Below are 11,991 nucleotides of genomic sequence, written 5' to 3'. Positions count from 1 at the left end.
ATAAAGTAATGAATGTATACCACATTGAAGAGAACTTACATATGGACGCACATAGTAACAAAGAGTTAGCTCAACAATCTGTCCGCCGAAAGCGTCGCTATGATCCGCAGCGTCGGGAACGTCTGATCAGCATTACTCTGGATATTATTGAACAATACGGAGTGGCGGGAACCTCCGCGAGAAAGGTCGCCGAAATGGCAGATGTTTCTCTTGGATCGCTGACATATTATTTTGAAAGCATAAACCAGCTAATTGCAGAGGCATTTATTCTGTTGTCTTTCAAGATAAGTAATGAGTTCAGCGAGATTCTGGGTGCTGCTGAAACGCGTGAACAGGCTCTGCTTGCGGTTGTGGATATTATTGACAGGAAGATTTGGGGGTCTCCACGCACACTTACACTTAGCTTTGAGCTCTATACATTTGTTTCAAGAAACCCTCAGTTGAAAGCGCTTACCCAGAGCTGGATGAAACAGAGTCGGATGGCGCTTGAGCAACATTTCACACCTCCAACAGCGCGTGCGATTGATGCCCTGATAGAAGGTATTGGTATCCATAACTATTTTGGCCTGGATCCGATGGCACGGGCGGATATTGAACAGCTGGTACGAAAGATAGCCTCATGAGGTTGTTCTGAATGCGATACCCTGAATCGCCATGGGTTTAACAGACACCTCAGATTCATTTATGGACTGACCCCGCCCCGGTAGACGATCCTGCCCTATAGTTTGAGTATAGGAGGAGCGTATGGGCACACCACGATTTACACCTGAATTTAAGGAAGAAGCCGTCCGTCAGATAACGGAGCGCGGTTATTCCGTTGCCGAAGTATCCGACCGTCTGGGCGTTTCCGCACACAGCCTCTACAAGTGGCTACGGGCTATCAAACCTGATAACAGCGAACAGCATGCCCGGGATTTACTGGAAGCCAAAAGCGAGATCCTGAAACTCCGGGCGCAGCTCAAACGCACCGAAGAAGAACGGGATATCCTGAAAAAGGCCGCGCGGTACTTTGCAAGGGAGCCCGACTGAAGTACCGCTTTATCAATGAACACCGCACTGTATGGGGTGTGATGACGATGTGTCGGGTACTGAATGTCGCCCGGGCCGGGTTCTATGCGTGGCTGCACAACCCGGTCTCGGCGCGTGATAAAGATAACCAGCGTCTGCTGATGCTTATCCGCGACTGGACTGCCCCCACCCCGGTAGACGATCCTGCCCTATAGTTTGAGCATAGCAACTGTCTTTCGAGCGCGACTATGAAGCATGCTGGTGATACATCGGATCCCATGCTTCATTCTTTTTCAGCATTGCGTTCAGGATGGTCAGCAATTTTCTGATGCAGGCCGTCAGTGCAACTTTTTTGGGCTTTCCTGCGGCAACCAGGCGTGTATAGAACTCTTTTATTACCGGATTGTGCCTCGTCCCAACCAGAGCTGACATATAGAGAGCTGTACGGACGGAAGCTCGCCCTCCGAATACTGTTCGGCGACCGCGCATCGTGCCGGAATCCCTGTTTACTGGAGCAACCCCAATAAGAGCGCTAATTTCACGTCGAGAGAGCGAACCAAGCTCAGGAACTTCAGCCAGCAATACAGCAACAGTCGCAGCCCCAACACCTTTAACTGCACTCAGTAGATCAGATAACTCACTGAAATGGTCCTTGATGTGAATCGCCATTTCACCTTCAATGCGAGCCAGCTCACCCTTCAGTGCCGAAATAATTGATTTGATGCTTTCATAACTCTGAGGATGCGAAGGATGTAATCGGTTTCGTTCGGCTGTAAGCATGATTGTTAGTTGTCTGCGTCTGACCACCATCGCTGCCAGAATCTGCCTGTGTGCATCAGGCAAGGGACGGATGTATTTTTCCCGTTCCGGGTGCTGGTTAATCACTTCAGACATCTGAAGCAATACTCTGGCATCAATACGATCCGTCTTCGCAAGATAGCCCATTGCACGGGCAAAATCTCGAGCCTGACGTGGGTTAATGACGACAACGTCAAAGCCTTCTGATTGAAGATCATAAGCTACACCTGACTCCAGCCCTCCTGTTGCTTCCATGAGGATCAATCTTGTCTCATTTCGCTCTAATTCTCCGATAATTTGAGTAAAACCGTCACTTCCATTTGGTGCAGTGAACTGGCTGGCATTATTGCTGATTGCAATATCCAGAGTACTTTTTGAAACATCTATGCCTGCACAACGTTGATTTGACACGCTCATCTATACCCCCCCTTGCAAATACGATTTGAAGTTCGGACAACTGTTCGGGCTTCAGATGAACGGCTCAGCCTGTGCGTCAATGGCTATGCTACGGGCTTCAATAACCCCGGGAGGAATCGGACTACACAGACTTTGCCAAATCTAAGCCAGTTCATAGTAATCCACTTTCGAGATACAAGGAGGAGCGTATGGGCACACCACGATTTACACCTGAATTTAAGGAAGAAGCCGTCCGTCAGATAACGGAGCGCGGTTATTCCGTTGCCGAAGTATCCGGGCGTCTGGGCGTTTCTACACATAGCCTTTATAAATTGCTGCGGGCCATCAGGCCCGATAACAATGAGCAGCATGCCCGGGATTTGCTGGAGGCAAAAATCGAAATTCTGAAGCTCAGGGCGCAACTGAAGTGTACGGAAGAAGAACGGGATATCCTGAAAAAGGCCGCGCGGTACTATGCAAGGGAACACGTTATCTCATTAAGAATGGCATTTATGTGGTTGAAGTTAACCGGGCCAAATCGCTCAAAACGTAGTCTTGAAGGGAAATCAGATCCACTGGATGCAGAGAATGCCGCCCGTACGGTGCTATCGGGGAGTAGCAAGGCCATACCAAAAATGCAGTCCGGCGCGTGTGAAGCTCTTCGGATTATTAGCGTTGCCCGGCGTAGTGCAGTCAAAGCCCGCACGCAAGCGATTAATCAGCTTCGTGCGTTGCTGGTTAGTGCACCGCAGGATGTTCGCGACAAACTCTGGAACCCGCGGTGGGGGTACTGCCGCTATGCCGATGATTTCGTCCTCATCGTCAAAGGCACTAAATCACAGGCGGGAGCCATCAGGGAGGAGTGTCGTAGCGTGCTCGAAGACAGCCTGAAACTCAGGCTGAACATGGACAAGACCAGAATCACCCATGTTAATGATGGCTTTAACTTTCTGGGACATCGAATCATCCGCAAACGCAGTCGCTATGGTGATATGCGGGTAGTCACGACAATTCCACGGGATAAGGCCAGAAACTTCGCGGCATCCCTGACGACATTGTTATCAAGCAATTACAGTGAAAATAAGATCGATATGGTTGGTCAACTCAACCGGAAACTGAGGTTCTGGGATGCGTTCTACCAGTTCGTTGATTTTAAGGCGAAAATTTTCAGTTATATCGACCGTGTGGTATTCTGGAAGCTGGCTGACCGGCTGGCCCGTTAATATAGAACCGGCCATGGCAATCTTGCGGGCGAGATCCTGTACCGGATGGTCGGGCAAGGCAAGAAGTTGTCCAGCTGGTGTCTGCCCGAGGGTAACCCTTAATGAGGACAGAGACCAGAAACACGTACACGTAACGGTATCCGGAAGTGGCAATGGCATTAGCCAGCATTTAGACGGAAAGCTGGATGCGCTGAAAGGTGTACGTCAGGTTTGGGGAGGAGTGGCAGGAAAATAGTCCGACTACGTCCTGCCTCTTACTCTACTCCGTACCTGGCAGGGCGGGCTGTATCTGGCAGTCGTCACCGATCTCTTCGCCCGGAATGTGGTGGGCTGGTCAATGAAACCCGCTCTCTCACGCGAACTGGCGCTGGATGCGCTCATGATGGCCGTGTGGCGACGAAAACCGTATGACAGTAAGAATGTCAGTGTAAGTTTTCATCATCATGCTTGTTGTTTTGCCTGACCGGTGAGATCACTGATGCAGTGAAGACTTCCCGGTTTCCTGACGCACACTCTGAACGACCAGCTATGTGTCTTCCCTGGACCCGTCGGTAACCGGGAAGTACCTCATGCGAGGCTTCTCCTCATCGATACGCGTGACTCAAGAAGGGCCTGACGGCTTGTCTCTTTACTGTGCTGTCCGGGTTATCGTCAGGGGAAATGACGAATAATTGCAGGCACAGGGAATAACCTATGGCAAAGGCAAAATTTGAAGTTTTATTCAACTGTCCATGCTTCAGAAAAATCACTGTCTATAAATAACTCTATTAACCCTGTAATTTGTTTGAGTCTGAGTACTTCATCTGCATCCATACCTAATTCTTTGGCAATTTGTTCATCTTTCCAGCCTAAATTTGTAAGGTCTTTGACTATATCTGACATAGCCATAATTTGATGTTTCCCTCGGGCTCGATTATGACGAATTGTCGCCGCAATACGATCTGATTTTTCAGTCTGACTGTCACGGATACATGCAACCGGCAGGTGATTTTTTAAACGGTTGTTAAGAAGTTTATTTTCCTTACCTAGAAGGGTTCGGTGAAATCCATCAACCACAATATACTGTCCTTTTTCCTGACAAACGACAACGGGCTGTGTATATCCATCTTTGTTTATGGACGTAAGCAGTAGTCTTTTTTCTGACGCAGCTATTATATTAGGATTATAATCGTTTGCCAGTACTTTCTCGGCTTTTATCCATAACACACAGTCCACCGGCTCATCACTGAAAGGGCCATGGTTATGTAAAAAAATTTTTAAAGAGTTAATAGCTTCTATCTGTTCATCACAAGTCATTGTGTTAAGAACTTCAGATAGGGGTTTAAAAAATTGTTCAATTTTCATATTATATTCCATTCTTTACGTTTTTCCTGCATGCGATGCAGATATTTTTCATAACTATGAGCTTTATTAGGGCTGAATGATAGAGTACGGCACCAAAAATCATTGCGTATAAGTGTCTTACAAATGCGTCTCCATGAGGGAATATCTTTTGTACAAAGATCTCTTTCCTGAATATCAGGTATATCGACCGGAAAACCCCGAGTTTTGTACCATTTTAAATAGATTGCAATTTTATTACGATAATGTTCTGCTGTTTTCGATGGCATGCTATCCAGTAGGAACATCGCATAGCTTTTCCAGCTATGATGAGCGGGTTTGGTAATTTTTCGATTACCAAAATAATTTCCAGTTTGGTTGGCATACACTGCACCGGAATTAGCACCAGCCACGCGTTGGCAAGCTTTTTCCCATGTGGCAGGTTCAAGTACATGATAAAGCCATAATCCTTTTCGTTGTTCAGGGCCGAAAGGTTCGCAAATGCGCATTGAACTCAATGGCACACCAGCTTGGAACATAAGATTATAAAGTGAATTATAAATATTACTAGTTTTAGCATGATAACGCCAAACGTCGTTAACCTTCCAGTCATATATAGGGTAGGCATTGTAATAAAACCCTTCTTGCGATGCTGTTGTCCAGGGTTTGTTATCAGCGTAACGGAGCTTTTTATAAGAATTAATCGCACAAAAGCGATTAAGTGACTCATCAGTACGTATTCCAATTAATATGGCTGCACTTTTTTTCTGAGCGAACCAACTTGCGAAAGCAGGTACAAATTCTTCAAAAGTCATTGCATGCCGATAAAAAGGGAAAAAAGCTGGGTCAGTTATCGCATAGGGTGGAGGTTGACGAACCCAGTCTGTGTCCGGTTGCCAAGCAACCCATTCGGGTTGGTACTGGGAGACTCCGTTCACTGTAGTTATTGGGAGTGCTACCCAATAAAAATATTCAATACAATCAGCATAGAATTCTTTTATTTTTTGTATATGATCGATAGTTAAAGAAAATTGTACTTCCCAATCAATAAACAATACACTAAACTTACGCTTTCTACTACGAGCTATTTCAGCCACTAAATGTATTAGGACCGTAGAATCTTTACCTCCTGAGAAAGAAACGTTAACTCTCTGAAAAGTATCAAAAATCCAACCAATCCTATCCTTGGCGGCCTCCAGAACATTTTCGCCTAATTTTATTTTATTTACCAAAATCGCCTCCAGTAATTATAAATATAAAATTATTGGTACATTATCAACTGATGATAGCATTAACAACATCTATATTAGCAATATGTGCTATAAAGGAGTTTTACAATTAATTACATAAAGCCACATCTAGTGAATATGATGAATTCTCAATAGGTTACAATGCATCGCGAAAGCATTTGTAATGATTTATTATCAAATAATATTTATGTGGGCATTGAGGTCAGTTGTTCTAATAATATGAAATTTGAATGAGTGGTAAGTAATTGTAGATCATGAGTATTTAATTAAATTTATAAGAATATCCAAGAAAGTTACCTTTCCCTATGTCGTGAAGTAAATTAGAATTAAAGACAAGGAGTTACCTCACAAAAACTGATAATGCACCCCCCAAAGAATTGGATAGCACAAATTATTCCTTATGGAATATACAATAGTGTTATTATGCCTGCGAGTAAACATCATCATTGTAACTCTGAGTTTTCCCACCGCTATTCGTTTAGTGGTGGGTTTTTTTGAATTTTTAAAAGAGTATTTACAGTCTGCTATGGAGCTTTCCTTCACAAAGAGGTTATAGTGTTGTTCATTAGTCGGCCTCGTTTAGGATAGTCAGAAAGATAATCTACAACCGTAAATTAAGTTTTATACTGTCAGGCCATTTCACTGGACGGTTAAATTATAATATTCACTATCGCAGATGGGTGTAAAATGATTGACTTATTATTGCTTTTTTTAGCAGTGTTTTCATTAATTGTGAGCGTGATAATGTGCCGCCGTGATAAACAAGCAAGAAAAATCGTAATAAAAAGAAGAAAAAGGCTTAAAACTATTAAGAAATGATTTTAATTAAGAAAATATTTCCCGTGAAGTATTTGCATCTCTTTTGCTTAGCCCTCCCAAAAGGAGAGGGCCCGGATCTTTATTTTTAAGCTTATGGCATTATATTGACTAGTATTCCCCGAAAAAGAGATCAATCACAGAATTTATCATTTCGATGAGCGTTTCTTTATCTCCATTCGCATGGTGCGATCTCAATGCTGTATGCTGTGATAAGCCACTAAATATAGATGCAATAATATCCATACGTGTACGCAACTGACTGATTTCGCTATCATCATTTTTGTGAGTTCTTTTGAGCAATTGTTCATTAAATCTGCTGCTAATCGTATTATGGGATAACTGAAGTACTTTTGAAACGTTAGGATTACGTACCGCTTCAGCGGCAATTTCAAGCCATAAACCAATAAATTCCGGAGAGGTATGTAGTTCAACCATTCGTGCCGTTTGCCTTTTTAGCGTTACAGCAAGTTTTTCATCAGTAGGAGATGCCGCTATGTCATTGATGAGTTCAAACATCGTGCTTTCCTGTTGTGCTACCAAGGCTTCAACAATGGCTTCTTTGTTAGCGAAATGATAATAGATGTGGCCCGGGCTCATGCCCGACTCTTTTGAAATCCTGGCAATGCTGCACCCATGAAACCCAAGGTTTCGGAAACATTTTCCTGCTGCATCAAGAACCTGCTTTCTCCTGTCCTTACTTTTTGCGCCGATCTCTTCGTCCTGTATTTCGCTCATTAGTTTACCTCTTCAATATCTCTTGCAAGTTATATTTTAGTATGAATATACTAGAATGAACATTCAAACTACAGAGAGAACGCTCACAATGTTTGTGCTTTTTCGTCCTGCGTATCCGGCGCTGTCGATACTACTTACCCTTACGCTCAGCGGCTGTGACCAGCCACAGCGGCCCGTTCATAATTCAGTTCCAGAGGTTGGAATTGTTACATTAACCGGAGCAAACGTCGCGCTGACAACAGAACTGCCCGGTCGAACGTCTTCATTCAGGACTGCTGAAGTACGCCCTCAGGTTGGAGGTATACTACAGAAAAGATTATTCGATGAAGGTGCCATTGTTGAAGCCGGACAGGCATTATATCAGATAGATCCGGCTCCTTACCGGGCAACGCTTGCTAAAGCTGAAGCCAGCCTTGAGTCATCCAGATTGTTAGCCCAGCGTTATGAACGACTTCTGAAAACGAGAGCGATAAGTCAACAGGACCGGGATGATGCACGGTCATCCTGGTTGCAGGCACAGGCTGATGTTGACTCAGCCCGAATCGATTTAGGTTATACAACAATCACTGCTGCAATATCTGGCCGCATTGGTCGCTCTTCATATACTCAGGGAGCACTGCTTACCGCTAATCAGACTAATGCTCTTGCAACGATCCAGCAGCTCGACCCTATTTATGTGGATATCCCACAGTCTTCCACTGCTCTTCTTAGATTACAGGATGAATTCGCAGCAGGCCGTCTGAAACAAAATGGTAAAGAACAGGCTGAAGTGAAACTCCTGCTGGATAATGGGACTGAATATTCAGACCCGGGCCGTATCAAACTATCAGAAGTAACGGTAGATGAAAGCACCGACTCTGTCATTATCCGTGCTGAGTTCCCGAACCCGGATGGTCGTTTATTGCCGGGAATGTTCGTGCGCGCAAAATTGCAGGAAGGTGTCAGTGAGAATGCACTTCTTGTTCCGCAAAGAGGGATTAGCCGTGATCCTACAGGCCAGGCATCAGCCCTTGTCGTCGATAAAGATAATAAGGTGATCCGTAAATCAGTTGTGACGGACAGGGTGGTAGGTAATCAGTGGCTGATACGCGATGGACTACAAAGTGGAGATCGTGTGATTGTGGATGGAACACAAAAGGCTCAGCCCGGTAGTGAAGTAAAGATTGCTCAGGCCGAAGCGCCTTCATCTTCTGTATCTACTCAGCCTAAGTAAGGGGTCGTGATGTCACGTTTTTTTATTGACCGCCCCGTGCTTGCGTGGGTTGTGGCCATCATTATTATGCTGGCTGGTGCTCTTTCCATAATGAATTTACCTGTAAATCAGTATCCAAATATCGCTGCACCTGCGATTGCTGTTACGGGGTCTTATCCGGGAGCATCGGCAGATACGGTTCAGGATACTGTCGTGCAGGTTATCGAGCAGCAACTGAATGGCCTTGATAATTTACGTTATCTTAAATCCGAAAGTAATTCCGACGGATCATTCACAATTACTGTGACTTTTGATCAGGGTACAGATCCGGATATTGCTCAGGTCCAGGTACAAAATAAGTTATCACTGGCTACCCCTTTAATACCGGACGAAGTACAGGACCAGGGGATTCGAGTGGCAAAATATCAGATTAACTTTTTGCTACTTGCAGGACTTGTTTCAACAGATGGCCGGCTGAGTAGCTTTGACCTTGGAGATTATCTGGTATCAAACATTCAGGATCCGCTGACACGCATAAATGGCGTCGGTGATTTCACCATGATGGGAGCCCAGTATGCGATGCGTATCTGGATGGATCCAAATAAACTCAATGGCTACAAGCTTAGACCGCTGGATGTAAGCTCAGCGATTCAGGCTCAGAACGTTCAGGTATCCGCCGGGCAACTGGGGGGATTGCCGACAAATGAAAATACTGAACTTAGTGCGACAGTCATCGGGAAAACAAGGTTCACAAAACCTGAGCAGTTTGAAAATATTCTTCTCAAAGTACAGCCTGACGGTTCACGGGTTTTATTAAAAGATGTCGCCAGAGTAAGCTTGGGTTCCGAAAGTTTTTCAATACAGTCTAAATACGGTAAAAACCTACCCAGTACAGCTATTGCGTTACGCTTGGCTACCGGAGCCAATGCCCTTGACACAATTAAAGCCGTCAAGGCGAAACTGGACGAACTCAAGCCGGGGTTACCTGAAGGGGTTGAGATTATTTATCCCTATGATACTTCGCCAGTCATAAGTGCCTCGATTGAAGGGGTGGTACATACCCTTATCGAAGCTATCGTCCTCGTTTTCGTAGTGATGTTGATTTTTTTGCAAAACTGGAGAGCGACGCTCATCCCCACACTGGCCATTCCGGTCGTGTTGCTGGGCACCTTCGGTATTATGTCCGCGTTCGGGTTTACAATTAACATACTGACCATGTTTGGTCTGGTACTGGCCATTGGTCTTCTCGTCGACGATGCGATAGTCGTTGTCGAGAACGTCGAGCGTCTGATGGAAGAAGAAAAACTTTCGCCGCTTGAAGCGACCCGAAAATCCATGGAACAGATTTCTGGCGCTCTGGTAGGGATCGGTCTGGTCCTTTCTGCTGTATTTCTTCCGATGGCGTTTTTCGGTGGTTCCACTGGCGTGATTTACCGTCAGTTCTCCATCACCATTGTTTCTGCGATGGCGCTGTCGGTGCTTGTTGCCCTCATTTTTACCCCGGCGCTTTGTGCAACTATTCTTAAACAATCCCACAACGGTGCTCAGGCAAAAAAAGGATTTTTCGGCTGGTTTAACCGTAAATTTGAACGGGGAACCGTTCTTTACCGCAACGGCGTTGACCGTACGTTAAGGGCCAGGAAAAGAGCGATGTTATTCTTTATGGCAATCATTGCATTGCTTGTCGCTCTGTTCCCTCAGATACCGACCTCATTTTTGCCTGATGAAGATCAGGGAAATCTTTTTGTGCAGGTACAGATGCCACCAAACAGTAGCGCGGAGCAGACCCAGAAAGTGCTAACCAAAGTATCGGAATATTTTCTGACACAGGAAAAGGACATGGTTGCCACAACGATGCTCATCAACGGATTTAACTTTGCCGGACGCGGTCAGGGTTCCGCCATGGTTTTCGTCGGACTCAAACCGTGGAGTGAAAGAAAAGGCTCCGTGTTCGAACTGGCAGGAAGGTCGATGGGCTATTTCAGCACAATAAAAGAAGGAACCGTCATTTCTTTCGCACCTCCCGCAGTCATGGAACTGGGTAATGCGACAGGTTTTAACCTGTTTATTCAGGACACAACCGGAGGCGGGCATGAAAAATTAATGCAGGCACGAAATATGTTTCTTGGGATGGCAGCACAAAACCCGGCGCTGCAGATGGTTCGCCCTAATGGCATGAATGATGAGCCGCAGTACCAAATCCTTATTGATGACGAGAAAGTGCAGGCTCTGAAACTCAGTCTTTCAGATGTAAATGATACCATGTCTGCCGCGTGGGGTTCGTCTTATGTCAATGATTTCAATGACCGCGGTCGTGTAAAAAAAGTATACATCCAGGGGGAAGCCAGTTCACGAATTTCCCCGGAGGATTTTGATAAGTGGTATGTACGCAACAGCGACGGCGAGATGGTGTCATTCTCATCATTTGCCAGCGGAAAATGGATTTATGGTTCTCCGAAACTGGAGCGTTATAACGGCTTGCCTGCCGTTGAACTTCTTGGTGAGCCGGCTCCGGGTTACAGTTCTGGCGATGCGATGAAGGCTGTAGAAGAGATTGCCGCAAAATTGCCACAGGGGTTGAATGTTGCCTGGACTGGTCTTTCCTTTGAAGAACGCCTTTCCGGCTCGCAGGCGCCAGCGCTTTATGCACTGTCCCTTATTATCGTGTTCCTTTGTCTGGCAGGGCTTTATGAAAGCTGGAGTATTCCTTTTTCTGTCATGTTAGTCATTCCGCTGGGAGTGATTGGGGCCGTAGGGGCGACGCTGTTACGCGGGCTGGGGAATGATGTGTTTTTCCAGGTTGGGCTATTGACAACAATTGGCCTGTCAGCAAAGAACGCAATACTGATAGTCGAGTTCGCACGTGAACTTCATGAAAAACATGGTATGTCGCTTTCGGAAGCAGCAACTGAAGCTGCAAGAGTGCGGCTGCGCCCCATCATTATGACGTCCCTTGCATTTATTGTTGGTGTAATCCCTCTTGCGATTGCTACAGGTGCAAGCTCAGGAAGCAAACATGCCATTGGTACAGGCGTTGTAGGAGGAATGCTGACGGCTACCATACTGGCCATTTTTTACATCCCCCTGTTTTATGTACTTGTTGCGGGATTTTTTACGAAGAAATCCACCGGAAAAGGAATACAGGTCACTAAGGAAGAAAAATAGTGATGTGAAAGGTACTGGTATTCGTAATGGATACCGGTGCTGAAACCGTAGAGCTGTGCAGCGTCTTTTTATGAAACTGCTGAAT

General features: G+C 45.5%; 7 protein-coding genes and 3 pseudogenes. 6 read left to right on the top strand and 4 right to left on the bottom strand.

Features of this window, described 5'->3' with window-relative positions:
* Positions 1 to 41: 41 nt before the first annotated feature.
* Together ENTMO_RS0104545 and ENTMO_RS25690 are read left to right on the top strand one after the other, a co-directional pair.
* Positions 42 to 623: a TetR/AcrR family transcriptional regulator gene (locus ENTMO_RS0104545; RefSeq protein WP_041951360.1), complete on the top strand. Its 582-nt coding sequence runs from the start codon at positions 42 to 44 to the stop codon at positions 621 to 623.
* A 121-nt stretch (positions 624 to 744) separates the two neighbouring features.
* Positions 745 to 1,184, top strand: a pseudogene (locus ENTMO_RS25690) (transposase); the annotation flags it as partial.
* A gap of 70 nt (positions 1,185 to 1,254) precedes the next feature.
* On the opposite strand, the gene ENTMO_RS0104530 reads toward ENTMO_RS25690, so the two are convergent.
* The gene (locus ENTMO_RS0104530; RefSeq protein ID WP_010427634.1) at positions 1,255 to 2,223 is read right to left on the bottom strand and encodes an IS110 family RNA-guided transposase; all 969 of its coding nucleotides are present in this window, start codon (positions 2,221 to 2,223) and stop codon (positions 1,255 to 1,257) included.
* Positions 2,224 to 2,411: 188 nt separating this feature from the next.
* On the opposite strand from ENTMO_RS0104530, the pseudogene ENTMO_RS26415 reads away from it, so the two are divergent.
* Positions 2,412 to 3,559 (top strand): annotated as a pseudogene (locus ENTMO_RS26415) (transposase).
* 122 nt (positions 3,560 to 3,681) lie between these two features.
* Positions 3,682 to 3,831 (top strand): annotated as a pseudogene (locus ENTMO_RS26060) (IS3 family transposase); the annotation flags it as partial.
* Between the two features lie 311 nt (positions 3,832 to 4,142).
* Here ENTMO_RS26060 and ENTMO_RS0104520 read toward each other — a convergent pair.
* The 3 genes from ENTMO_RS0104520 to ENTMO_RS0104510 all read right to left on the bottom strand — a co-directional run bounded on the left by ENTMO_RS0104520 (position 4,143) and on the right by ENTMO_RS0104510 (position 7,549).
* A complete protein-coding gene (locus tag ENTMO_RS0104520; RefSeq protein ID WP_041951359.1) occupies positions 4,143 to 4,769 on the bottom strand; it encodes an IbrB-like domain-containing protein in 627 nt (208 codons plus the stop codon).
* Positions 4,766 to 5,977 carry a phosphoadenosine phosphosulfate reductase gene (locus ENTMO_RS24990; protein ID WP_010427629.1) on the bottom strand — a complete coding sequence of 404 codons (1,212 nt, stop codon included), beginning with the start codon at positions 5,975 to 5,977 and terminating at the stop codon, positions 4,766 to 4,768. The genes ENTMO_RS0104520 and ENTMO_RS24990 overlap by 4 nt, the downstream gene beginning before the upstream one ends.
* A gap of 945 nt (positions 5,978 to 6,922) precedes the next feature.
* On the bottom strand, positions 6,923 to 7,549 hold the full coding sequence (locus ENTMO_RS0104510; RefSeq protein WP_010427628.1) for a TetR/AcrR family transcriptional regulator: 627 nt from the start codon (positions 7,547 to 7,549) through the stop codon (positions 6,923 to 6,925).
* A 55-nt stretch (positions 7,550 to 7,604) separates the two neighbouring features.
* Here ENTMO_RS0104510 and ENTMO_RS0104505 point away from each other — a divergent pair, with 55 nt between their 5' ends.
* On the top strand, positions 7,605 to 8,762 hold the full coding sequence (locus tag ENTMO_RS0104505; protein ID WP_010427627.1) for an efflux RND transporter periplasmic adaptor subunit: 1,158 nt from the start codon (positions 7,605 to 7,607) through the stop codon (positions 8,760 to 8,762).
* Positions 8,763 to 8,771: 9 nt separating this feature from the next.
* Positions 8,772 to 11,906, top strand: coding sequence for an efflux RND transporter permease subunit (locus ENTMO_RS0104500; protein ID WP_010427625.1), 3,135 nt, complete (start codon positions 8,772 to 8,774; stop codon positions 11,904 to 11,906).
* The last annotated feature ends 85 nt before the right edge of the window (positions 11,907 to 11,991 follow it).

This window comes from Enterobacter mori LMG 25706, assembly GCF_000211415.1.
GTDB classification, from domain to species: Bacteria; Pseudomonadota; Gammaproteobacteria; order Enterobacterales; family Enterobacteriaceae; genus Enterobacter; species Enterobacter mori.
The sequence above is the reverse complement of the archived record's forward strand: the minus strand, read 5'-3'. Positions and strand labels throughout refer to the sequence as shown.